Raw genomic sequence first — 23,969 nt, 5'->3', positions numbered from 1 at the left:
AACACTGGCCTCAATGATCTACCTCTGCCTAGGAGGACTGCAGGTCACGCTCCCCACCAGAACCTGAGGAGCCGCACGTGTGTTCCTAGGATGACGTTCGTCATGTCAACAGCTTCGCGGTGCAGAACTTGTCGCTCGCGTCCGAGCGGCGTCGCCGTTCCGTGGGTTCAAAACCTGCGACGTATGCGCCAACGCGTATGACACGTTCGTGAGACACATGACAAGGAGATGACACCGCCGCTGAGAAAATGACATCAGCGGTGAGACCCTACAGGACCGCCCGATCAGTGCGCCATATTCGTAAACCGCGACAAGTGCAGCTGGTGCGCCACGGTCACTGTCTTCGTCGGCCCGTTGCGGTGTTTGGCCAGAATCAGGTCCGCCTCGCCGCCCCGCGGGTCGTCGCGCTCGAAAGCGTCCGGCCGGTGCAGCAGGATCACCATGTCAGCATCTTGTTCTAGCGAGTTGTGAACTGAGATCCCCTGCGCCACGAAATTGTGTGTGCCACTTACGGTTCCATCGAACACATCGTGCTCGCCGATGCTGGTGATCTCCACGATGGTGTCCCAGAACACGTCGCTGGTCGCCAGCGCATGGATGTCTAGATCCTCGAGCACCGCAGCCGCACGGTGCAGCCGGGCGCGACTCGGCGCGTGCTTCCACATCGTCGACCCGCAGTACTTCGTGTCCATGGCAGCGGCGAACTCCCGCTGGGTCATCTTTTGATCCGCCAGCGCACGGCGGACCTGCGCCCACACCTCTTTGGGAACGGTGTCCAGGTTGGGGTTGCGGGTCACGCCTTGAAGATTCGCCAGAATCGCCTTGGCGCCCACCGCTTTAGCGCCCTGGGCCCCGACGATATGCAGGAACCTGACCTGGTTCTCCGCGCCGTAGAGGCACAGGTGCCAGCAGTCGCGATAACCGGCCTTGGGGACGCGCTTGATGCGGCCGAACACCCCCATCCGCGACAGCAGCGCCGCCACATCGTCGATCAACCGCCGGCTCGTCGACGCGTAATAGATCCGCCCCCCGCCCGCCTTGGCGTCCCAGGACACCGACCCGTCGGTAGCCCACAAGTGTCTCAGGAACAGTGCGACCTGATCGTTCGGCAGCGCGAAAACCTGTCGCGGCACGAACTTGTCGTAGCTGCGCTTCCCGAACAGCCCCAACCCGTCGAGCCACGCTGCGATCGGATTGCGCTTACCGTGGGTCAGCCGATACGGCGCCGGAAGGCGAAGTGTGGTCACCCGCGCGGCCGGGTATTCATCGCGCACCGCCATTACCCCGAAGTGCATGGCCGCCGCCGTCACCGCGGTCAGATTCGCCTCATCGATGGAGGCGTACCGGATCGGTTGGTTCTTGACGCATGACCCGTCGCCGATCATGTGCGCCAGCAGGATGACCTCGCAGTCCTCCATCCGCGTGGTATCCACCGGCTCGGGTACCCGGCGCGGCACCGCCAGCCGATCCCCGATGTTCAAGTCGCCCAATGGCACCCAACCGTCCAGGGTGAGGAAGGGGTGGTTGGCGGTGGCCTCGACCTCACGCCCGGAGGCCATCCGCAGTTTGAACACCTCGCGATGCCCGCTGGGGAACACGTTCGTCATGGGCTGGGCCACCATCCGCAGCTTGTCGTCCAGCGACCACACCAGCGGCCGCTCCCCGGTGCGCATCAACTCACCCAGAGTGACCTCGGAGCCGTTGTCGGCCCGCAGGATTCGCGTGGACGCGGTCAGGCAGCCGGATTCCCGCAGGTCGGCCAGCATCGGCTTCTTGTCGGTGCGCTGCTCGGGCCCACGGTTGAGCTGGCTGAGCGCGATCACCGGTAGTTCGAGCTCCTTGGCCAAAAGCTTCAGGTGCCGGGAGAACTCCGAAACCTCGATCTGGCGCGACTCGACCCGCTTGCCCGAGGTCATCAGCTGCAGGTAGTCGACCACCACCAGGCGCAGGTCGGCCTTCTGCTTGAGCCGGCGGGCCTTGGCGCGGATCTCCATCATGGTTAGGTTCGGTGAGTCGTCGATGTACAGCGGCGCTTCACTGATCTCGCTCATCCGCCGGGCCAGCCGGGTCCAGTCGTCGTCGGTCATCCGGCCCGAGCGCATGTCGCCGAGCTTGATCTTCGCCTCGGCCGACAGCAGCCGCATGACGATCTCGGACTTGCCCATTTCCAGCGAGAAGATGACGCTGGGCAGCCGGTTCTTGATCGAGCAGGACCGCATGAAGTCCAGCGCCAGCGTGGAGTTGTGGGTGGGCACCATGCCGCGGCCGGCCAGGTACAGCCGCGCTGGGTTGTCGACCTGCACGCAGCGCACCGCGACACTGGGCACTCGTCGCACCGACACCAGGCTCAGCGCGGGCGCAAGCAGCGCGGTTCCCCCACCAGCCGCCGAGCCCGCCGGGGCGATCTGGTCCAGTCCACAGCGCAACTGCGCGGTCGTGCGGACACCGGCGTCCGTCGGCCACAGGTGCTGCGCGTCGGCGACGATCACCGTGCCGTCGGAGAACGCGACTTCATAACAGGGCCGGCCCAGCATCACCTCGGTGGCCGCAACCACCCGGGTGGGCTGCCCATCGGCGCCCAGCAACTCGTCCCCGACAGCTACCTCGCCCATCGTGGTCCAGCCGCTCGGCGTCGGCAGCGGGGTGTTCAGCGCCAGCGCCTTGCCCATGCCCGGCCGCGCCGCGATGATCACCATCTGCCCCGGGTGCAGCCCGTTGGTCACCTCGTCGAGGTCGGTGAAGCCCGTCGGCACGCCGCGCGCAATCCCGCCGTGCGAGGCGATCGCGTCGATCTCGTCCATGGTGGGCTGCAGCAGGTCTTCGAGCGGAACGAAGTCCTCGGAGAGCCGACGGTCGGCGACGTCGTAGATCTCGGCCTGGGCGCGGTCGACGATCTCGGCCACATCGGCGCCCTCCGCGCCGGCGTAGCCGTACTGCACCACCCGGGTGCCGGCCTCCACCAGCCGACGCAGCAGCGCCTTCTCCGAGACGATCGTGGCGTAGTAACCGGCGTTGGCCGCGGTCGGCACCGTCGAGATCAGCGTGTGCAGATACGGCGCCCCACCGACCCGGCGGAGCAGACCCCGGCGGTCGAGCTCGGCGGCGACCGTCACCGCATCGGCCGGCTCGCCGCGACCGTAGAGGTCCAGGATCGCGTCGTAGATGTTCTGGTGCACCGGACGGTAGAAGTCACCGGGCCGCAGCCGCTCCAGCACGTCGGCGATGGCGTCCTTGCTCAGCAGCATGCCCCCGAGCACCGACTGTTCGGCGGCGAGATCCTGGGGCGGCTGGCGGCCGACATCCTCGCGAGGCGGCTCCTCGAGTTCCGAGTGCCCGCGGTCGTCGACCACTGCCATACGCCCCACCTCCTCCGCAGCACGCTCGAACATCTATTCGACGTTTATGTCCCGACGATAGCCGTGGACACCGACACCCCCATCGCGTCGTGCCGGGTTGACGGTAGGCGTTGCTGGCGTCGGCACCAAACGCGCTTGTTCACAAAGGTGTGGATGAAGTGTGGACACCGGTCCTTCACTTGTTTGGGACGGTGGGGAAGACCTGTGGATGGTCCACCCACGTTGGGCTATCTCCGCAGGTAAGCGCACCACACCCTGGCCTCTGCACTGTGGAAGACAATCTCTTCGGCGTGTCGGCTCAGGTTGCCCTTTTGGGCGTGTTGCCTTGCGAGTAGGTGGACGGGGCTCCACGACCGGGTAAATAGCACGAGGAGTACGCACCGCCCCCAAAGTTAGCCAGAGTTAACCGAAGTTAACCGGATATGGGCAGAGCAAAGCCCCGGCGGGGCTGATCAGGCCGCCACCGGGGCTGTTGCAGTAGACGCTAGTTCGCCGCGGCGACGTCGAGCGTGACGTCGACGTGGACCTCGGGGTGCAGGCGCACCGACACCGGGTGGCTGCCGACGGTCTTGATGTGGGCCTTGGGCAACCGGACGATCCGCCGGTCGAGGTTGGGCCCGCCGGCCTTCTTGATCGCAGCAACCACGTCGGCGGCGGTCACCGAGCCGAACAGCTTGCCCGAGTCGCCGGAGGTCTTCGCCGGAAGGGTGACGGTACCCAGCGCCTGCAGAGCTTCCTTGAGCTCCTTGGCGTGGTCCAGGTCGCGCACCTGCTTGGTCTCGCGGGCCCGGCGGATGTCGTCGGCCTGCTTCTGCGCGCCGCGCGAGGCGACGATCGCCAGCCCCCGCGGGAGCAAGTAGTTGCGGCCATACCCGTCCTTGACCTCGACGGTGTCTCCGGCCGCCCCGAGGTGGTCCACCTCAGCGGTCAAAATCAGCTTCATCGTTTCGTACTTTCTCGGATGTCAGTGGCCGGCTAGCGCGCCGACGAGGTGAAGGGCAGCAACGCGACCTCGCGGGCGTTCTTCACCGCGAGCGCGATGTCGCGCTGGTGCTGAACGCAGTTGCCGGTCACACGGCGGGCGCGGATCTTGCCCCGCTCACTGATGTAGGTGCGCAGCAGCGAGGTGTCCTTGTAGTCGATCACCTGCTTCTTGTTGGAGCAGAACGCGCATTTGCGAGTCTTGATCGGCTTCTCGGGAGCCGGCCGCCGCTTGTTGGATTTCGCCATCTATTTATCTCTTTCGTGCTGTGGTTCGTTGGTCTAAAAGGGCGGTTCGTCGTCGGCGCCGCCGAAGGAGCCGGACGCCGGAGCACTGCCCCACGGGTCTTCCGCGGGCGCGCCGCCGGAGGAGGCTGCCGCCGGGGACTGCATGCCGCCGCCCCCGCCGCCGAAACCGCCGCCGCCGCCGCCACGGCTGACCTTGTTGATCTTGGCGGTGGCGTACCGCAACGAGGGGCCGATCTCGTCGACCTCCACCTCGTAGACGGTGCGCTTCTCGCCCTCGCGGGTTTCGAAGGACCGCTGCCGTAGCCGGCCGGTGACGATCACCCGCGATCCGCGGGTGAGGCTCTCGGCAACGTTCTCTGCGGCCTCACGCCAGATGTTGCACCGCAGGAACAGCGCGTCGCCGTCCTTCCACTCACCGCTCTGCCGGTCGTAGACCCGCGGGGTGGACGCCACAGTGAAGTTGGCGACCGCCGCCCCCGACGGGGTGAACCGCAGATCGGGGTCCGCGGTCAGGTTTCCGACGACGGTGATCGTGGTGTCACCAATTGCCACGGGGCCCTCCTAAGGTCGGTATCGACGCTGCATTGTCAGCTGAGCCTACGCAACGGCGACGACAGCCTGCTACGACTTGTCGGTCCGCATCACCTTGGTGCGCAGCACCGCCTCGTTCAGGCCGAGCTGCCGGTCGAGCTCGGAGACGGTCGCCGGGGCGGCCTTGACGTCGATCACCGCATAGATGCCCTCGGCATGCTTGGCGATCTCGTAGGCCAGGCGCCGCTTACCCCAGATGTCGACCTTCTCCACCGTTCCGCCGTCTTTGCGGATGACGTTCAAGAACGTCTCCAGAGACGGGGCGACGGTGCGCTCGTCGAGAGTGGGGTCAAGGATGACCATGATTTCGTATGGACGCATGGGAACCTCATCACCTCCTATGGTCGTAGTGCGGCCGTGGATGTGTCCACGGCAGGAGGGTCGCCTGCGTCGGCAACCCGGCTAGGTTACCGGAGGCCGGGCTGCGGAACGAAATCGGCCGGCGCGGGTGTGGGCCGCAATCGCGCCGGCAACCAGGACGGCGGGTAATCCGGCGCCCGGTCGAACACCCCGCCGGCGGGGTCGTCGATATCGTGCTCGCGCACCAAATCCTGCTCCGGACGATAGATCTGCCGGATCACCAGCGCGCACAAGCCCAGCACCGCCAGATCGCGCACCAGCACCGTGGTGGTGAACCACTGCTCGGGCAGGCTGCGATCCGGGACGCTATAGAGGTAGTACATCCGCGGCACCCACACCAGCGCGTCGACGGTCATCCAGGCCAGCAGCACCCGGCGGTGCGGCAGGGCCAGCACGGCCAGCGGCACCAGCCACAGCGAGAACTGCGGGCTCCACACCTTGTTGGTCAGCAGGAAAGCCGCCACCACCAGGAAGGCTAACTGCGCCAGGCGCGGTCGCCGCGGCGCCGTCAGCGCGAGGTAGCCGATCCCGGCGCAGCACAGCGCGAACGACACGGCGACCACGAGGTTGAGCACCGTCGGGGGCTCCCACAAGCCCAGGTCGCCGTCGAAGCCGCGCCAGCCGGTCAACGACTTCACCACGTTGTACAGCGAATCCATGTCGTCGCCGCGGCGGGAGTTCAGCCGGAAGAACTCGCTCCAGCCCCGCGGCGCGAAGACCAGGACCGGCAGGTTCACCACCACCCAGGCCACCACCGTCGCCGCCGCGGTGCGCCTGACCTCACCCAGTCGCCCGGTGCGCAGCCCCAGCACCAGCAGCGGAAACAACAGCAGCGCCGGGTACAACTTGGCGGCGGTGCCCACCCCGAGCAGCACCCCCGCGGCCACCGGCCGGCGTCGGGCCCAGGCCAGCAGCCCGCCGCCGGCGAACGCGACGGCCAGCGCGTCGAAGTTGGTGAAGATCTGGAAGATGACCAGCGGCGAGGCCGCCACCAGCGCCGCATCCCAGATTCGCCGCCCGGCCACCAGCGCGGTGGACCACACCGTGGCCAGCCAGGCCAGGGCCAGGCCCAGCGCGACGATGTCGAAGAACACCACCACTTCGGCGACCCCGCTCAGCGCCGGGATCTTCACCACCTTGGTGATCGCCGTGTACGTCTTGGCCAGCGCCATCGCCGCGTACTGGTAAAGCCCGGTCACCACCGGATACTCCATGTAGCGCTTCGCGGGCTGCCCGTCGTAGCGGATCTGCTCCTTGCCGGAGGAGTCCTTCTCCACCCAGCTGGACTTGTACGGAAACTTGCCCTGGTCCAGCAGCTCGGCGGTGTAGAGCGGTACGACGTCGGAGTAGCACAGCTGGAAGTAGGCGCGCTGGTTGTCCCAGTTGGCCACCCGCTGATCGGGGCCGCCGCTGCCGGCGCTCTGCAGACACGGCGACTTGGTGGTCCAGCCCAACGCCATGAACAGCACGGCGATCAGGAACATCACCCGCAGTGGCGTCATGAACCTGCTGCGCCCGATGAGCGCGTGCCGGCCCACCGGCCCACCGACGGTGTTGGACAGGGCTTGTGCGAATGCGTCGGTGCGGCTGGGCAAGTCGCGGTCGTCGGCGCTGCGCAGATCAGCGGCCAATGGCTGCGGCGAGCAGACCGGGCGCTGGGTCACGGAACCGCCGGTTCACCCGGCGCGGTCGCGGACTGCTCGGGGGACCCTGGGGACTGCGGCTCCTGGGCCGAGGACGGCGCGGGCGGGGCGACCGGGATCGTGGTCGGCGGACCGATCGGGATGGTGATACCCGGGGCGATCTCGATCGTCGGCTGGATGACGGTCTCCGACGGCTCGGTCAGCGGCCCGGTCTCCTGCGGCGGGGGCGGCGGCGGCGCGGCCGGCACGCCCGCGTAGCCGCCGATCTCGGTGGGCGTCGGGAAGGTCTCGTTGGAGGTGCCCCGCAAGGCGCCGTCCATGGTGGCCTTCCAGATGTCGGCCGGGATACCCGCCCCGTACACCGGGCCGCCCCACTGATTCACCAGCGGCTCATCGCCTCCGGTGGTGCCGACCCACACCGCGGTCGACAACGACGGCGTGTAACCGACCATCCAGCCGTCCCGGTTGGCGCCGGTGTCCCCCAGCTGGGTGGTGCCGGTCTTGGCCGCCGAGGGCCGGCCACCGGCCAGGTTGTGTCCGCGCGACCAGCCGGCGATGGGCTGCATGGCCGAGGTGACGTTGTCGGCGACCGCTTTGGGGATGCGCTGCTCGCCGGTGTCTTCGGACGTCTGGGCGTCGAACAGCACCTGGCCCTCGGCGTTGACCACCTTCGCCACGAAGTGCGGCGGGTGGTAGACGCCCGAGGCGGCCAGCGTCGCGTACGCCGAGGCCATGTCGATCACCCGGGTCTGGTACTGCCCCAGCACGACGCCGCCTTCGGGCGGCCCGCCGTCTTGGGAAAGGGTGTGCGGCACACCGGGGAAACTCTTGGCCACCCCGGCCTGGTGCGCCGCGTCGGCGACGTCCTGCGCCCCATTCTTGAGTTTGAGCATCAGCCGGTAGTAGGCGGTGTTCAGCGAGCGCTTGAGCGCCTCGGCGATGTTGCAGACCCCGCAGCTCTCACCCTCGGAGTTGGTGATTTTGGTCCGGCCGTTGTCGAGGGTCAGCGGCGAACTGTCGATCTGATAGCCCAGGCCGATGCCCTGTTCCAGCGCGGCCACCAGGGCGAACACCTTGAACGACGACCCGGTCTGCAGGCCGGCCTGGGCGAAGTCGAAGCCGTTGGCGTCCGAACCGCCGTAATAGGCGCGCACCCCGCCGTCGCGCGGATCGATCGAGACCACCGCCGAACGCATGTTGGGGATCTGGTCTTTGAGGTAGGTCTCCACCGCGTCTTCGGCGGCGCTCTGGGCCTGCGGGTCGATGGTGGTGGTGATCTGCAAACCCTGGGTGTTCAGGGTCTGCTCGTTGATGTCGAACAGCTCCAACAGTTCCTTGGTGACCTGCCGCTGGATCAGCCCGTTGGCCCCGGTGGTGATGTTCTGGGAGCGGGCCAGCTCCGGTGGCACCGTCTCCGGGAACTGTTGGGCGGCACGCTCCCCGGCCGAGAGCGCTCCGGTCTCCACCATGCCGTCGAGCACCCAGTTCCACCGGTCGATGGCACCTTCGAGATCGACGGCGGGATCCAGCGTGGACGGTCGCTGGATCAGCGCGGCCAGCAGCGCGCCCTCGGCGACGTCGAGTTGCTCGACGGGCTTGTCGAAGTAGGCCCGGGACGCCGCGGCGATCCCGTAGGCGCTGCGGCCGAAGTAGATGATGTTCAGATAGGCCTGCAGCACATCATCTTTGGGCCATGCACTGGACATCTTGGTGGCGATCACGAGCTCTTTCGCCTTGCGGAGCAATCCGCCCATGCCGGCCCGCTCGGATCCGACCAGGGCGTTCTTGACGTACTGCTGGGTGATCGTCGAGCCGCCCTGGGTGTCACCGCCGAACAGGTTGTTCTTGATCGCGCGGGCGAAACCCGACACCGAGAAGCCCGGGTTGGAGTAGAAGTCACGGTCCTCGGCGGCCAGCACCGCGTTGCGCACATACACCGGCACCTGGTTGATGTCGATGTCGACGCGGTTGCCTTCCGGCGGAATGATTTTCGCCAGTTCCGTACCGTCGTTGGCCAGAATCGTCGATACCTGGTTGGTGCGGATGTCGCCGGGTGAGGGCACATCGGTGATGGAGTAGGCCATCGCGAAGGTGATGACCGGCAGCAGCAGCATCACCGCGGCGGCGATGTAGAGCCCCCGCCGGATCCACCGCCAGTTCGGCGGGTGCCGGCGCAGCCAGTCCCGCAGGTCTTGCGCAGCGGGCCGCTCGGTGTGCTCGGAGCGCAGGTTTCGCCGCGGCGACGCGTCGGCCGGGTCCTCCGGCGGCGGCTCTTGCCGGGACGGGCGCCGTCCGCTCAGCGCCTGCTCGCGTTGCCGCGGCGCGCCGTCGAGGGCGGCTTTGACCGCGTCGATCGGATCGCGCAGGTCGGCGGTGACCGCGTCGTCGACGGCGGGGATGATCGTGGTCTGCCGGTCATCGGGCGGGCCCGGCGCGCGGCGACCGCCGACGTCGGACCGCCCGGACGAGGCATCCCCCGGCCGGTCGTCGTGGTGCTTACTCACTGGCGGTACGGGCTCCGCTGCGTGCCGTCCGCCGCCCCCGGGATCCCTTCGGCGGGCGCGCGAGGCCCAGCACATACGACTTCACCAGATGATTCCAGCTGCAGGTGCGGCACACCTCGACCACGTGCACGTTGAATTCCGGGAAACGGGTCGCCAACAAGACCAGTTCCTCGGCGGAACGCGCCGAACCCGACACCGCGCCCAGGTCGTCGCCGTACACCCACGACACCAGGGTGAGCTGCTCCTTGCGGCAGATGGGGCAGACCACCGCGCTCGTCTTGCCGTGGTACTTCGCCGCCCGGAGCAGATACGGGTTGGCGTCGCAGACCTCGGACACCCCGGTACGTCCGGAGTAGACCTCGGCCAGCAGGGAACGGCGCCGGAGCGCGTAGTCCACCACTTGTCGCTGCAATCGCACGGTGACCAGAGTACGTCGGGTCCGCGCGGGCGGGTGTGACGAACGCCCTTATCCCGCACCGACCGGCGGATTCAGCGGCCACCGCAGGCCGCCAGCTTCTAGCATCATCGGGTGGCAACGCGGCAGACATCCGGAACCCGGGCCAAGGACAGTGACCGAGACGACACCTGCCGGATCCTCGACGCCGCCCTGGCCGAGGGCCAGCTGTCAGCCGAGGAACACCGCGAACGCATCAGTGCGGCCACTCGGGCGGTCACCCTCGGCGAGCTCCGCGACCTGATCACCGACCTGCAGATCGCCAGCCCGCCCGCGCAGCTGCCGGTGCTGGCCAAGCCGCTGCGGCTGCCGGGTCGCGGTCTCGCGGTGGGTGCGTTGCTCGCCGCCGGACTACTGGGCATCGGGATCGGCTGGGGCGTGTACGGCGACACCAGTTCCCCGCTGAGCTTCACCTCCGACCCCGGCGCCAAACCCGACGGCGTCGCCCCGGTGGTGCTGACCCCGCCGCGGCAGCTGCATTCGCTGGGCGGGTTGACCGGCCTGCTCGAGCAGGCCCGCCAGAAATTCGGTGACACCGTGGGATACCGGCTGGTGATCTACCCCGAGTACGCGTCGCTGACCCGGCCCGACCCCGGCGAGGGACGTCGCGAACTGAACTACACCTACCGTGGCGGCTGGGACGATCCGTCCAGCTCGGCCAAGAGCAGCACTGCCGTCGCGGCCGATTTGAGCCGGTTCGACGCCAAAGCCGTGATCGGCATCCTGCGCGGGGCCCCCGAAACGTTGGGGATCCAACCCGCCGACGTCACCTCCACCTACCTGATCATCGAGCCGGCCCGGGATCCGACGACCCCGGGGGAGTTGTCGCTGTCGGTGTACGTCTCCAGTGACTACGGCGGCGGCTACATCGCCGTCGCCGGCGACGGTGCCGTCAAGCGCATCAATTACCCGTCCTGAGCTCGGGGCTTATCCGGCGGTGAACGTTGCGCGAACACTAGGCCACTTGGGTTCTGTTATATCGGCGCGATACTATGGCCCGAACCGTCGAACAATCGTAGCTAAACCATCACATCGGGAGGTGAATCGGTGCTTGAGCTTGCCATACTCGGCTTGCTGCTCGAGTCACCGATGCACGGCTACGAGTTGCGGAAGCGGTTGACCGGTTTGCTGGGCGCGTTCCGGGCGTTCTCCTACGGCTCGCTGTATCCGGCGCTGCGGCGCATGCAGACGGCCGGGCTGATCGCCGAAGACGCGGCACCGGCGGGGACCCCGGTGCGCCGGGCCCGGCGGGTGTACCGGCTGACCGACGCCGGTCGTCAGCGGTTCACCGAGCTGGTGGCCGACACCGGACCGCAAAACTACACCGACGACGGCTTCGGAGTTCACCTGGCTTTCTTCAACCGCACCCCCGCCGAGGCGCGGATGCGGATCCTGGAAGGCCGCCGCCGCCAGGTGGAGGAACGCCGGGAGGGTCTGCGTAACGCCGTGACGCGGGCCAGCAACTCCTTGGACCGCTACACCCGTCAATTGCACCAGCTCGGGCTGGAATCCAGTGAGCGGGAGGTCAAGTGGCTCAACGAGCTGATCGCGGCCGAACACGTCTCGCATGATCCGGCACGGCGCGGGTATCAGGACAACACAAACAGCACGTCAGCAGTGACAGCAGAAAAAGGAGAACGTCGGAAATGACTGAGCAAACGACGGATGTGCGGGTCGCCATTGTCGGCGTCGGTAACTGCGCCTCCTCGCTGGTCCAGGGCGTGCAGTACTACCAGGACGCCGACGACAGCTCGTCGGTGCCTGGCCTGATGCACGTGCGATTCGGCCCCTATCACGTTCGCGACGTGAAATTCGTCGCCGCGTTCGACGTGGACGCCAAGAAGGTCGGCTTCGATCTGTCCGAAGCCATCTTCGCCTCGGAGAACAACACCATGAAGATCGCCGACGTGCCGCCGACCAACGTGATGGTGCAGCGCGGCCCGACCCTGGACGGGATCGGCAAGTACTACGCCGACACCATCGAGGTCTCCGACGCCGACGCCGTCGACGTGGTCTCGGTGCTGAAAGAGGCCAAGGTCGACGTGCTGGTGTCCTACCTGCCGGTGGGCTCCGATGAGGCCGACAAGTTCTACGCCCAGTGCGCCATCGACGCTGGAGTGGCGTTCGTCAATGCGCTGCCGGTGTTCATCGCCTCGGACCCGGTGTGGGCCAAGAAGTTCGCCGACGCCGGCGTGCCGATCATCGGCGACGACATCAAGAGCCAGGTCGGGGCCACCATCACCCACCGGGTGATGGCCAAGCTGTTCGAGGACCGCGGCGTCACGCTGGACCGCACCTACCAGCTCAACGTCGGCGGCAACATGGACTTCAAGAACATGCTCGAGCGCGAGCGCCTGGAGTCCAAGAAGGTCTCCAAGACCCAGGCCGTCACCTCCAACCTGACCGGCTCGCTGGCCGGCAAGGTCGAGGACAAGAACGTGCACATCGGTCCGTCCGACCATGTGGCCTGGCTCGATGACCGCAAGTGGGCCTACGTGCGCCTGGAGGGCCGCGCCTTCGGCGACGCGCCGCTGAACCTGGAGTACAAGCTCGAGGTGTGGGACTCGCCGAACTCGGCCGGCATCATCATCGACGCGGTGCGCGCGGCCAAGATCGCCAAGGACCGCGGTGTCGGCGGGCCGATCATCCCGGCCTCGGCCTACCTGATGAAGAGCCCGCCCGAGCAGCTGCCCGACGACGTCGCCCGCGCCGAGCTCGAGCAGTTCATCACCGGCTAGCAGTTCGCCGGGTGCTTCCCGACGACGAGCTGGCCGGCCTGTCGGAGTTCGCGCTGCTGGCCGGCAACGCCGAACAGGCCGGTGTGACCGGACCGCTGCCTACCGTGCAGCGCATCGAGGCCGGCGACGTCAGCGCCCTGCGCTGGGGGACCGCGCCGCCGCGGGTGGTGTTCCTGCACGGCGGCGCGCAGAACGCCCACACCTGGGACACCGTGATCGTGGGCCTGGGCGTGCCCGCGCTGGCGGTGGACCTGCCCGGTCACGGCCGCTCAGCCTGGCGCGACGACGGCGACTACTCCCCGCAACGCAACGCCGCCGCCGTGGCACCGGTGGTGCGCGAGCAGGCGCCGGCCGCCGAGTTGGTGGTCGGCATGTCGCTGGGCGGGCTGGCCGCCATCCGGCTGGCGGCCATCGCACCCGAGCTGGTCCACCGGCTGGTGCTCGTGGATGTGACTCCGTCTGCGCCGCAACGGCATTCGGAGATGAGCACCGCCGAGCGCGGGACGGTGGCGCTGACCCAGGGCGATCGCACGTTCCCCGACTTCGCCTCGATGCTGGCCGTCACTGCGCTGGCGGCCCCGCACCGGGATCCGGAATCCCTGCGGCGCGGCCTGTTCCACAACAGCCGACGGCTGCCCGACGGCCGCTGGACCTGGCGCTACGACACCATCCGTAGCGTCGGGGACTCCGGCGAGCTGTGGACCGACGTCTCGGCGATCGCCGCGCCGACCACTTTGATCCGCGGTGGCGATTCGGCGTTCGTCTCTCCCGACGACGTCGCCGAGTACGCCCGACGCTGCCCGGGCCTGACCACGCACGTGGTGGCCGGCTCCGGGCATTCGGTGCAAGGCGACCAGCCGCGTGCGCTGGTCGAGCTGCTGCGTACCGCGCTCCCCTGATCCCGGCGGTTCAGCGGGGCTAGGGTGGCGAAATGACCCGACCCATCCGCATCGGCGTGCAACTGCATCCCCAGCACGCCCCGCAATATCGCGCGATCCGCGACGCCGTCCGGCGCTGTGAGGATCTCGGTGTCGACATCGCCTTCAACTGGGACCATTTCTTCCCGCTTTACGGCGACCCCGACGGCCCGCACTTCGAATGCTGGACCATGCTGGGCGCCTGGGCCGAACAGACCTCGCGCATCGAGATCGGCGCGCTGGTCTCCTGCAACTCCTACCGCAACCCCGAGCTGCTCGCCGACATGGCCCGCACCGTGGACCACATCGGCGGCGGTCGGCTGATTCTGGGCATAGGCTCGGGCTGGAAGGACCGGGACTACCACGAATACGGCTACGAGTTCGGCACCGCGGGCAGCCGCCTCGACGACCTGGCGGCCGCCCTTCCGCGCATCAAAAGCCGTCTGTCGCAACTGAATCCGGCGCCGGTCCGAGAGCTCCCGCTGCTGATCGGCGGCAGCGGTGAGCGCAAGACGCTGCGCCTGGTCGCCGAGCATGCCGACATGTGGCACAGCTTCGCCGACGCCGACACCTATCCGCAAAAGGCGGCGGTGCTGGCCGAGCACTGCGCCGCAGTGGGCCGCGATCCCGCCACCATCGAACACTCGACCGCTCTGGGCAACGATCAAACCGAAGCAGAGTTGCTCACCGCAGCAGAGTCGATGACCGAACTCGGGGTCAGCCTGTTGACCATCGGGAGCAGCGGGCCGGACTACGACCTGACCGGCGCCGAGGCGCTGTGCCGATGGCGCGACCAGCGCTAAAGCTGGCGGCGTTTTTCGCCACCTTGCTGATCGTGGGCGGGCTGGCGGCGGTCCCCCCGGCGGCAGCCGTCCCCGATCAGTGCGCGCCCGCCGGTGAACAGGCCGCCGTGGCGCTGCCGCCCAAACTGGCCACCGCCAAACGGCCCCGCGAAGACAAATACACCACCGCCGGCGTCGAACCGCTGAGCTCGATCGACATCACCAAGCTCGGGCTGGCCACCCCCGGTGTGTTGACCGTCGGCACGCTGACCGAGAGCCCGCCGACCAACTGCATCGACGCCACCGGGCGCTACAGCGGTTTCGACAACGAGCTGCTGCGCGCCATTGCCGCGAAGCTCGGCTTGCGAATCCAGTTCATCGGCACGGACTTCTTCGGGCTGCTCGCCCAGGTGGAGTCGGGGCGCTTCGACGTCGGCTCGGCGTCGATCAACGCCACCGATGCTCGCCGGCGCACCGTCGGCTTCACCAACGGCTACGACTTCGGCTACATGGCGCTGGTGGTTCCGGCCGGCTCGGAGATCACCGGCTTCGACACCTTGACCGGAAGCCGGCGCATCGCGGTGGTGCAGGGCACCATCGAGGACGCCTATGTCGTCGACACCCTGGAGCTGGAACCGGTGCGGTTCCCCGACTCCATCACGCTCTATGCCAGCCTCAAGAGCCGGCAGGTCGAGGCCTGGGTGGCGCCGTCGCTGACGGCGCTGAGGCTGATGCGCCCCGGCGATCCGGCACAGATCCTCGGCTACACCGCCAGCCCGGCCGGCTTCGAGGCGTATGCGGTGGCCAAGAACAATCGGGCGCTGATCTCGGCGCTGAACTCCGGCCTGGATGCCGTCATCGCCGACGGCACCTGGCCGCAGCTTTACACCGACTGGGTGCCACGGCCGTTGCCGCCGGACTGGCAGCCGGGCTCCAAGTCCGCGGCCACCCCGCACCTGCCGGATTTCGCCGCGATCGCCGCGCGGCTGCACAAACCCGACGCCGAGCCCTACGCCCCCAAATCGACGCTGGCACAACTGCGTGACTCGTTTTTCGACTGGCAGCTCTACCGCGCAGCCCTACCGGACCTGCTCAAGACGGGCCTGCCCAACACGGTGCTACTGACGCTGAGCGGCGGGGTGATCGGCCTGGTGGCCGGGCTGGGTCTGGCCGTCGCCGGGATTTCCCGCACCCGGTGGCTGCGCTGGCCGGCGAGGGTTTACACCGACATCTTCCGGGGCCTGCCCGAGGTGCTGATCATCCTGCTCATCGGCCTGGCGGTCGGACCGCTGATCGGCGGGCTGACGCATAACAATCCGTACCCGCTGGGCATCGCCGCGCTGGGCCTGACCGCGGCCGCCTACATCGGGGAGATCCTGCGCTCGGGCATCCAGAGCGTGGAGGCCGGCCAGCTGGAGGCCTCGCGCGCACTGGGTTTCGGCTATTCGGACGCGATGCGGCTGGTGGTCATCCCGCAGGGCATCCGGCGGGTGCTGCCGGCGCTGGTCAACCAGTTCATCGCGTTGCTCAAGGCCTCGGCGCTGCTGTATTTCCTGGGCCTGGTCGCCGGCCAGCGCGAGCTGTTCCAGGTGGGCCGCGACTTCAACGCCCAGACCGGCAGCCTGTCTCCGCTGGTGGCCGCCGGCGTGCTCTACCTGGCCCTGACCATTCCGCTGACGCACCTGGTCAACGTCGTCGACCATCGGCTGCGGCGCGGCCGGCCCGCCGAGGCCGACGATTCCGTCGAGCTGAACCCGGCGATCGCCGGTCAGGAGATGACGTGACCGAAGCCTCCTCACGCGAGCCGGTATCCCTGGCGGCCAAGGGAATTCAGTTGTCTTTCGGCAAGAACACCGTGTTGCGCGGCGTCGACCTGGATGTGCCGGCGGGCAGCACCGCGGCGGTGATCGGGCCGTCGGGGTCGGGCAAGTCGACGATGCTGCGCACCTTGAACCGGCTGCACGAACCCGACGCCGGCGACATCCTGCTGGGCGGCCGATCAGTGCTGGGCGACGATCCCGACGCGCTGCGCCAGCGGATCGGCATGGTGTTCCAGCATTTCAATCTCTTTCCGCATCGCAGTGTGCTGGACAACATCGCCCTGGCCCCACGCAAGCTGCGCGGCCTGTCCCCCGACGCCGCGCGTGAACTCGCGCTGGGCCTGCTGGACCGGGTCGGGCTGAAGAACAAGGCGGCGGCACGACCCTCGGCGCTGTCCGGCGGACAGCAGCAGCGGGTGGCGATCGCCCGGGCCTTGGCGATGCAGCCGCAGGTGATGTTGTTCGACGAGGCGACCTCGGCGCTGGACCCGGAGTTGGTCAAAGGGATCCTGGCGTTGATCGCCGAACTGGGCGCCGACGGCATGACCATGGTGGTGGTCACCCATGAGATGGCCTTTGCCCGGTCGGCGTCGGACACCGTGGTGTTCATGGATCGCGGGAAGGTGGTCGAATCGGGTCCGCCCGAGCAGATCTTCGACCACGCTGAGACCGAACGGCTGCAGAAGTTCCTCTCCCAGGTGTTGTGACAGCAACCTGCGCAACCGATCCCCCTAATAAGAACCACAGGTTAGACTGGCGAACTATGGCGGAGAGCAAAGCCGATACGCCGCAGGTGACGGCGATCGCAGAGGGCTTGCACCGTTCGCTGTCGAAACTGTTCTCGATACTCCGGCGCGGTGAGATCAGCGGCGGGGAGAAGACCGGCGAGCTGACCCTGGCTCAGCTGTCGATCTTGATCACACTGCTGGACCGTGGCCCGATCCGGATGACCGAACTGGCCGCCCACGAACGAGTGCGCACACCGACCACCACGGTGGCGATCCGTCGGCTGGAGAAAATCGGTCTGGTCAAACGCAGCCGGGACCCCTCAGATCTGCGGGCGGTGCTGGTCGACATCACCGAGGAGGGCCTGGCCAGTCACCGTCAGTCGCTGGCCAACCGGCACGCGGCCCTCGCGGCGATGCTGAGCAGGCTCACCCCCGAGGATTTGGACACCCTGACCCGGGCGCTGGAACCGCTGGAGCGGTTGGCCAACTGGGGTGCGGCCGCCACCGGCGATGCCGGCCCCGATGACGGGGCGGACTGCCCGCTGGATTGCGGTTGATGCCGACTGCGCTGATCACCGGTGCCGGTGGCGGCATCGGGTCGGCGATAGCGGCGGCCCTGGCGCCCACTCACACGCTGCTGCTGGCCGGCCGGCCGTCGGCGCGCCTGGACACCGTTGCCGAACGGCTCGGCGCCACCACCTGGCCGCTGGACCTCGCCGACGCCGACGAGATCGAGTCGGCCACCGAGATCGTCGACGAACTCGACGTGCTGGTGCACAACGCCGGGGTGATGCTGCCCGGTGCGGCCGGCGAGTCCGCTATCGAGGAGTGGCGGGTCACCTTCGAGATCAACGTCTTCGGCGCCGTCGCCCTGACGCTGGCACTGCTGCCCGCACTGCGGCAGGCCCGCGGGCAGGTGGTGTTCATCAACTCCGGTGCCGGCCAGAAGGTTTCGGCGGGAATGGCGTCGTATTCGGCCAGCAAGTTCGCGCTGCGGGCGTTCGCGGACGCCCTGCGCAACGACGAGCCCGCGCTGCGGGTCACCACGGTCTACCCCGGCCGCGTCGACACCGAGATGCAGCAGGACCTGGTCGCCTACGAGGGCGGCGAGTACGACCCGGGCCGCTTCCTGCGCCCCGACACCGTCGCCGAGGTGGTGGCCGCCGCGGTGCGCACCCCGCCGGATGGGCACCTGCACGAGGTCGTCGTCCGCCCGCGCTAGTTCTATCGGCTCGTCTGCCGCTGTACCCGGAACAGCTTGGTCTCGCCCTCCACGCCTTTGAGTGCGCGCGCGCCGACGAATGACCAGCTGTAGCCGGCCGCATCGCCGATCGCCGCGCGCGCTTCGCCCTCCACCATGATCGTTCCCGGCTCGGCAACGTCGGTAACCCGGCTGGCGACGTTGACCGGGCTGCCGAACCAATCCCGGGCCCGGCTCACCGCCCAGCCCGAGGCGATGCCGATCCGTAGCTCCGGGAGAGCTTCGTCTTGTGCTGCCGCGTCGAGCAGCCTCAGCGTCGTGTCGAGCAGCTTGCCGGCGTCTGACGCAACCATCATGACCGCGTCACCGATCGTCTTGACCAGGCGCACCGGAGGGTTGACCGCTTCGTGCGCCATATCGGCGAGTCGCTCCACCAGCCCTACCAGTTCCTCGGGCGGCGCCGCCTCCCCCAACCGGGTGAACCCGACCATGTCGGCGAAGGCCACCGCGAGCTGCCGCGGTCCGGGCAGCGCCACTCCGGCAGCTCGCTCACTGGCGTTGACCGCCTCACCTTCCAGTACACGCCGCAGCTGAACGAAGAAGATGTCCCGAATCATGGGGCCCAGCAAAGGGATGACGGCTTGCACGATCTCCTCGTGGGCCTTGGCCACTTCGAGCTCGGTGAGGCCCGGCCGCATGATCGCCGATATCGTGCTGTAGCGGAACGCTGGAACCGCACGGGAGATGCCGTCGGAGAGCCGGCGGATCATCAACAACACCTGGCCCGGGTCGAGTCCGACTCCGATGAGTCGCTGCAGACACAGGGCGGCCTCGGCGTCCGCGCGCAGCAGCAGGGCAGCGTCGGGATCGCCGAGCCGGGGTAGCCCCAGGGCACGCTGGATGCCTTGTAACAGAGCCAGATCGATTCCGTGGGCGATGCTCACCTCACGTTCCGACACGTATTTGCCGTCGTCGCCCAGCGCGCGGTGCGCCGGCATCAGCATCGGGGCGACCTCGTCCCGGATCTGCTCCAAGCCGAAGCCTTGCTCCAGCAACCATGCCACGAGCTCGGTCCGCTCCCCGCAAGCGCTCTCATCGAGGCCGTCGAGCAGTCCCATCTCCGCTAAGGTCTCACGAAACGCGCTGGCGTCGGCCCACATGATGTTGCCCTAAAATGTTGTCACACTACGAGGTTGACCAGCCGGCCGGGCACCACGATCACCTTCTTCGGCGTGGCCCCGGATAAGAACGCCTGCACCTTCTCATCGGCCAGCGCGGCAGCCTTGATGGCGTCCTGGTCGGCGTCGGTGGCCACCGTGACCAGGCCGCGCTTCTTGCCATTGACCTGTACCGGGTAGTCGACGGTGTCGGTGACCAGATACGCCGGGTCGGCCACTGGAAAAGGCCCGTGCGCCAGCGAGAATTCGTGGCCCAGGCGCCGCCACAGTTCCTCAGCCAGGTGCGGCGCCAGCGGCGCGAGCATCAGCGCCAGCGGCTCGGCCGCCGAGCGCGGGACCCCGTCCCGGTGCGCCTTGGTCAGGTGGTTGGTGTACTCGATCAACTTGGCGGCCGCGGTGTTATTACGCAGGGCCGCATAGTCTTCCGACACCCCCACGATGGTGCGGTGCAGCAGGCGCAGCGTGTCGGCGTCCGGGTCGGTGTCGAGCACCCGGGTGTCGCCGGTCTCCTCGTCGACAACCAGGCGCCACACCCGCTGCAGAAAGCGGTGTGCGCCGACGACGTCCTTGGTGGCCCACGGCCGCGACATGTCCAGCGGGCCCATCGACATCTCGTAGACCCGCAGCGTGTCGGCGCCGTAGGCATCGCAGATCTCGTCCGGGGACACCGAATTCTTCAGGCTCTTACCCATTTTGCCGAACTCGGCGAACACCTCGATCTCGCCGTCGGCGCCCCGGTAGAAGAACTTCCCGTCGCGCTCCACGACCTCGCTGGCCGGCACGTAGGACCCTCGTTCGTCGGTGTAGGCGGCCGCCTGGATGTAGCCCTGGTTGACCAGCCGCCGATAGGGCTCCCGCGAGCTGACGTAGCCGAGGTCGTGTAACACCTTGTGCCAGAAGCGGCAATACAACAAGTGCAGCACCGCGTGCTCAACCCCGCCGACATAAAGGTCCACGCCGCCCGGGTCATTCGGTCCGTGCTCGGCCGGCCGCGGCCCCATCCAGTAGGCCTCGTTCTCCGGGGCGCAGAACTGCTCGGCGTTGTGCGGGTCGGTGTAGCGCAGTTCGTACCAGGAACTGCCGGCCCACTGCGGCATGACGTTGGTGTCGCGGGTGTAGGGCTGCAGGCCGTCACCGAGGTCCAGTTCGACGTGCACCCAGTCGGTGGCCTTGGCCAACGGCGGCGAGGGTTCGCTGCCGGCGTCGTCGGGGTCGAACAGCACCGGCGAGTAGTCGCCGACGTCGGGCAGTTCAACCGGTAGCGCCGCGGAGTCCAGCGGGTGCGGACGCCCGTCGGCGTCGTAGACGATCGGGAACGGCTCGCCCCAGTACCGCTGTCGGGCGAAAAGCCAGTCTCGTAGCTTGAATTCGATGCGCGCCCAGCCGCGTCCGTCGGCCTCCAGCCGCTGGGTCATCGCTTCTTTGGCTTCGGCGACCCCCATGCCGTCCAGCGGGCCGGAATTGACCAGGGTGCCGTCGCCGGCATAGGCCGATTCCGAGATATCGCCGCCGGCAATGACTTCCAGGACCGGGAGGCCGAACTCGGCGGCGAACTCCCAGTCCCGCTGGTCGTGGCCGGGCACGGCCATGATGGCGCCGGTGCCGTAACCGGCCAGCACATAGTCGGCGATGAAGATCGGCACCTGCCGGCCGTTGGCCGGGTTGGTGGCGTAAGTGCCCAGGAACACACCGGTTTTGGCTTTGTTCTCCTGGCGTTCCAGATCGGATTTCGCCGCGATCGCCTTGCGGTAGGCGGCGACGGCCTCGGTGGGCGTGGCGGCGCCGAACGTCCAGCGCTGATCCACCCCGTCCGGCCAGTCGGCGGCGGTCAGCCGGTCGACCAGGTCGTGTTCGGGCGCCAACACCAGGTAGCTGGCGCCGAACAGGGTGTCCGGGCGGGTGGTGAACACCTCGATGTCCACCGCAGCGCCGTCGGTGGTGTCGGCACCGAACAGCGCCGCCGCACCGGTGGAGCGCCCGATCCAGTTGCGCTGCATGGTCTTGACCTTCTCCGGCCAATCCAGCGCCTCGAGGTCGTCGAGCAGGCGGTCGGAGTAGGCGGTGATCCGCATCATCCACTGCCGCAGCCGCTTGCGGAACACCGGGAAATTCCCGCGGTCACTGCGGCCGTCGGCCGTCACCTCTTCGTTGGCCAGTACCGTGCCCAGCCCCGGGCACCAGTTGACCATCGAGTCGGAGTGGTAGACCAGCCGGTAACCGTCGATGACGTCGGCCCGCTCCCCCGCGGTCAACTGGGACCAGTCCCGCCCGTCGTCGAGTATGCGTGCGGCGGAGTCGAATTCGGCGACCAACTCCGCGATCGGGCGGGCCTTGTTCACGCTGGTGTCGAACCAGGCGTTGTAGATCTGCAGGAAGATCCACTGCGTCCATTTGTAGAAGTCGACGTCGGTGGTGGAGAAGCTGCGCCGGTTGTCGTGGCCGAGCCCCAGGCGCCGCAGTTGCCGGCGGAAGTTCTCGATGTTGGCCTCGGTGCGGATGCGCGGGTGCGTGCCGGTCTGTACCGCGTACTGCTCGGCGGGCAGGCCGAACGCGTCGAAGCCCAGCGCGTGCAGCACGTTGTGGCCGGTCATCCGGAAGTAGCGGGCGTAGACGTCGGTGGCGATGTAGCCGAGCGGGTGGCCGACATGCAGGCCGTCGCCGGACGGGTAGGGGAACATGTCCTGGACGAACATCTTGTCGGCCGGAACGGTCGAACCGTCCGCCGGCGCCAGTGAGCCGACCGGGTTGGCGACGTTGAAGGTCCCCGCGGCCTCCCAGTGGTCCTGCCAGGCGCCTTCGATGCGCCCGGCCAGCGCCGCCGTGTAGCGGTGGCGAGGGGCTTGGCCGTTGGGGTCGCTGGATCCCTGGGTGGTCGGGGCTTGGTTCACCTCAACAGGGTAAAGGGCCGGGTTTGCCGGGCCGTTCGCCGCGGCTTGGTATCGGTTGCGTTGCGGGCCGATGAGGAGTTCGTTCCAGCTCGGTTGCGGCCCTGGTGGGGCGCACCACCGCTGGTTACCGTCGATCCACGGCCGGGGCGCCATCTGCCCGGCCCTCCCGGAAGGACCGTGAGGACATGACGAACACCGTTCGCCGCTGGCGGCTACTGGTCGGCTTGGCGGCTGTCGCAGCGGCGGGCTTCGGCGGCCCGGTGGGAATCCCGGTCGCGCTGGGCGATCCGCTGATGCCGACGCCGCCCAACCCCTACGGCCCGGCCGCCCAACCGGCCAGTCAGCCGGCCGCCCAACCGGCCTCCCAACCTGCCTCAGTGCCGGTGGCGCCACCGCTCGCGGCGGTACCGCGACCGGCCGCACCCGTCCCGGCCCTGCCCGCTCCGGCCGTCATACCCGGATCTCCGGTGCCCGCCGCGGCGCCCAGTGCCCTGGTTCCGGCGACCTCGGGAACGTTGCGGGACTACTTCGCCGCCAGGAACGTGCAGTTGGAGCCGCAGCAGGCCGCGGGCTTCACCGCGTTCAACATCACCCTGCCGATGCCGGTGGGCTGGACCCACGTTCCCGACCCGAACGTGCCCGATGCGTTCGCGGTCATCGCCGACCGGCGCAGCGGGTCGCTGTATACCCCCAACGCACAGGTGGTGGTCTACCGCCTGGTCGGACAGTTCGACCCCAAGGAAGCGATTACCCACGGGTTCGTCGACAGCCAGAAGCTGATGGCCTGGCAGACCACCAACGCCTCGCTGGCCGACTTCAACGGGTTCCCGTCCTCGGTGATCGAGGGCACCTACCGCGACGCCGACATGACCCTGAACACCTCGCGGCGCCATGTGATCGTGCCGGTCGACGATGCCGCCTACCTGGTTTCGCTGACCGTGACCACCGGCGCCGGGCGCGCGGTGGGCAACGCCCCGGCGATCGACGCGATCGTCAACGGGTTCCGGGTGGAGCGCCCGGGCGTCACCCATCTGCCCGACGCTCCGCACGGGCCCGCGGCACCGGCCCCGGTGCAGCCCCGGGCGGGCATCGCGGGCTGACCACCCCCTCGTATTCTGGAGCCCATGCTGATCATGGGTGTGCTGTGCCTGCTCGCGGCCGTGGTGTCCCTGGTGTTCGGAGTGCGGACCCTGGCGCGTCCGCTCACCGGCGACCCCGAGCAACTGGTGCTGCGGGCGGTCGCACCCGCCCAGGTCGCCGTCGGCGTGATCCTGGCGGTGGGCGGTGCGCTGGTGCTGGCCGGCCCGCCGACGGTCGCGCTGCTGGCGCTGATCATCTCGGTCAGCGGCGCGCTGGCCATCCTGGCCGCCGGTGCCTGGCAAGGGGCGCGCTACGCGGCACGCCAGTCCGAGGCGGCCGGCGCGGGTGGCTGCGGGTCGGGCTGCGGCTGCGGCGACAGCACCCCCACCGAGGACGTCGGCTGTGGTCCCGGCTGCGGTTGCGCGGCCAGCGCACCGCCGGAGCCGGCATCGGGTTGCGGCAGCGGTTGCGGCTGCTCGTAGCCGTCGTGCCGGGCCGC

At 68.4% G+C, this 23,969-nt stretch carries 21 protein-coding genes; 11 read left to right on the top strand and 10 right to left on the bottom strand.

Annotated features, from left to right (window positions below; genetic code table 11):
• Positions 1 to 284 precede the first annotated feature (284 nt).
• From A5771_RS04745 to A5771_RS04710, 8 genes are all read right to left on the bottom strand, one after another.
• Complete coding sequence (locus A5771_RS04745; RefSeq protein WP_064854054.1) at positions 285 to 3,356, bottom strand: replicative DNA helicase; 3,072 nt, start codon at positions 3,354 to 3,356, stop codon at positions 285 to 287.
• Between the two features lie 484 nt (positions 3,357 to 3,840).
• Complete coding sequence (rplI, locus tag A5771_RS04740; RefSeq protein ID WP_064854045.1) at positions 3,841 to 4,299, bottom strand: 50S ribosomal protein L9; 459 nt, start codon at positions 4,297 to 4,299, stop codon at positions 3,841 to 3,843.
• A gap of 32 nt (positions 4,300 to 4,331) precedes the next feature.
• Positions 4,332 to 4,586: a 30S ribosomal protein S18 gene (gene rpsR / locus A5771_RS04735; RefSeq protein WP_019736050.1), complete on the bottom strand. Its 255-nt coding sequence runs from the start codon at positions 4,584 to 4,586 to the stop codon at positions 4,332 to 4,334.
• Positions 4,587 to 4,619: 33 nt separating this feature from the next.
• The gene (locus tag A5771_RS04730) at positions 4,620 to 5,138 is read right to left on the bottom strand and encodes a single-stranded DNA-binding protein (protein ID WP_207511590.1); all 519 of its coding nucleotides are present in this window, start codon (positions 5,136 to 5,138) and stop codon (positions 4,620 to 4,622) included.
• A 69-nt stretch (positions 5,139 to 5,207) separates the two neighbouring features.
• On the bottom strand, positions 5,208 to 5,498 hold the full coding sequence (rpsF, locus tag A5771_RS04725; protein WP_064854044.1) for a 30S ribosomal protein S6: 291 nt from the start codon (positions 5,496 to 5,498) through the stop codon (positions 5,208 to 5,210).
• A gap of 86 nt (positions 5,499 to 5,584) precedes the next feature.
• Entirely contained in the window at positions 5,585 to 7,201 is a 1,617-nt protein-coding gene (locus A5771_RS04720; protein WP_064854043.1) for a glycosyltransferase family 87 protein, read from the bottom strand.
• Positions 7,198 to 9,759, bottom strand: a complete 2,562-nt coding sequence (locus A5771_RS04715) for a transglycosylase domain-containing protein (RefSeq protein ID WP_428844385.1) — start codon at positions 9,757 to 9,759, stop codon at positions 7,198 to 7,200. Before A5771_RS04715 ends, A5771_RS04720 begins: the two co-directional genes overlap by 4 nt.
• The gene (locus tag A5771_RS04710) at positions 9,677 to 10,102 is read right to left on the bottom strand and encodes a DUF5318 family protein (protein WP_064854041.1); all 426 of its coding nucleotides are present in this window, start codon (positions 10,100 to 10,102) and stop codon (positions 9,677 to 9,679) included. Before A5771_RS04710 ends, A5771_RS04715 begins: the two co-directional genes overlap by 83 nt.
• Before the next feature lie 111 nt (positions 10,103 to 10,213).
• Here A5771_RS04710 and A5771_RS04705 point away from each other — a divergent pair, with 111 nt between their 5' ends.
• From A5771_RS04705 to A5771_RS04665, 9 genes are all read left to right on the top strand, one after another.
• Positions 10,214 to 11,056 carry a DUF1707 SHOCT-like domain-containing protein gene (locus tag A5771_RS04705; protein ID WP_064854040.1) on the top strand — a complete coding sequence of 281 codons (843 nt, stop codon included), beginning with the start codon at positions 10,214 to 10,216 and terminating at the stop codon, positions 11,054 to 11,056.
• A gap of 129 nt (positions 11,057 to 11,185) precedes the next feature.
• Positions 11,186 to 11,788, top strand: coding sequence for a PadR family transcriptional regulator (locus tag A5771_RS04700; protein ID WP_234782946.1), 603 nt, complete (start codon positions 11,186 to 11,188; stop codon positions 11,786 to 11,788).
• Positions 11,785 to 12,876 (top strand): inositol-3-phosphate synthase, encoded by a 1,092-nt coding sequence (locus tag A5771_RS04695; protein WP_064854039.1) that lies wholly within the window; start codon positions 11,785 to 11,787, stop codon positions 12,874 to 12,876. The genes A5771_RS04700 and A5771_RS04695 overlap by 4 nt, the downstream gene beginning before the upstream one ends.
• 11 nt (positions 12,877 to 12,887) lie before the next feature.
• A complete protein-coding gene (locus A5771_RS04690; protein WP_064854038.1) occupies positions 12,888 to 13,775 on the top strand; it encodes an alpha/beta fold hydrolase in 888 nt (295 codons plus the stop codon).
• A gap of 32 nt (positions 13,776 to 13,807) precedes the next feature.
• The gene (locus A5771_RS04685; RefSeq protein ID WP_064854037.1) at positions 13,808 to 14,596 is read left to right on the top strand and encodes an LLM class F420-dependent oxidoreductase; all 789 of its coding nucleotides are present in this window, start codon (positions 13,808 to 13,810) and stop codon (positions 14,594 to 14,596) included.
• Positions 14,578 to 16,359, top strand: coding sequence for an ABC transporter substrate-binding protein/permease (locus tag A5771_RS04680; RefSeq protein ID WP_064854052.1), 1,782 nt, complete (start codon positions 14,578 to 14,580; stop codon positions 16,357 to 16,359). The genes A5771_RS04685 and A5771_RS04680 overlap by 19 nt, the downstream gene beginning before the upstream one ends.
• A complete protein-coding gene (locus tag A5771_RS04675) occupies positions 16,356 to 17,102 on the top strand; it encodes an amino acid ABC transporter ATP-binding protein (RefSeq protein WP_064854036.1) in 747 nt (248 codons plus the stop codon). Before A5771_RS04680 ends, A5771_RS04675 begins: the two co-directional genes overlap by 4 nt.
• Before the next feature lie 56 nt (positions 17,103 to 17,158).
• The gene (locus tag A5771_RS04670; protein ID WP_064854035.1) at positions 17,159 to 17,680 is read left to right on the top strand and encodes a MarR family winged helix-turn-helix transcriptional regulator; all 522 of its coding nucleotides are present in this window, start codon (positions 17,159 to 17,161) and stop codon (positions 17,678 to 17,680) included.
• The gene (locus tag A5771_RS04665; RefSeq protein ID WP_064854034.1) at positions 17,680 to 18,345 is read left to right on the top strand and encodes an SDR family oxidoreductase; all 666 of its coding nucleotides are present in this window, start codon (positions 17,680 to 17,682) and stop codon (positions 18,343 to 18,345) included. Before A5771_RS04670 ends, A5771_RS04665 begins: the two co-directional genes overlap by 1 nt.
• A gap of 2 nt (positions 18,346 to 18,347) precedes the next feature.
• Here the strand turns inward: A5771_RS04665 and A5771_RS04660 are convergent, their stop codons facing one another.
• Together A5771_RS04660 and leuS are read right to left on the bottom strand one after the other, a co-directional pair.
• Positions 18,348 to 19,442: an adenylate/guanylate cyclase domain-containing protein gene (locus A5771_RS04660; protein ID WP_234782945.1), complete on the bottom strand. Its 1,095-nt coding sequence runs from the start codon at positions 19,440 to 19,442 to the stop codon at positions 18,348 to 18,350.
• 62 nt (positions 19,443 to 19,504) lie between these two features.
• Positions 19,505 to 22,390, bottom strand: a complete 2,886-nt coding sequence (gene leuS, locus A5771_RS04655) for a leucine--tRNA ligase (protein ID WP_064854032.1) — start codon at positions 22,388 to 22,390, stop codon at positions 19,505 to 19,507.
• Between the two features lie 185 nt (positions 22,391 to 22,575).
• On the opposite strand from leuS, the gene A5771_RS04650 reads away from it, so the two are divergent.
• Together A5771_RS04650 and A5771_RS04645 are read left to right on the top strand one after the other, a co-directional pair.
• Entirely contained in the window at positions 22,576 to 23,490 is a 915-nt protein-coding gene (locus A5771_RS04650; RefSeq protein WP_064854031.1) for an LpqN/LpqT family lipoprotein, read from the top strand.
• Positions 23,491 to 23,514: 24 nt separating this feature from the next.
• On the top strand, positions 23,515 to 23,952 hold the full coding sequence (locus A5771_RS04645) for a hypothetical protein (protein WP_064854030.1): 438 nt from the start codon (positions 23,515 to 23,517) through the stop codon (positions 23,950 to 23,952).
• Positions 23,953 to 23,969 lie beyond the last annotated feature (17 nt).

Origin of the sequence: Mycolicibacter sinensis (assembly GCF_001667375.1) — a bacterium.
Classification (GTDB): domain Bacteria; phylum Actinomycetota; class Actinomycetes; order Mycobacteriales; family Mycobacteriaceae; genus Mycobacterium; species Mycobacterium sinense_A.
This window is presented reverse-complemented; position numbering and strand designations above follow the sequence as displayed.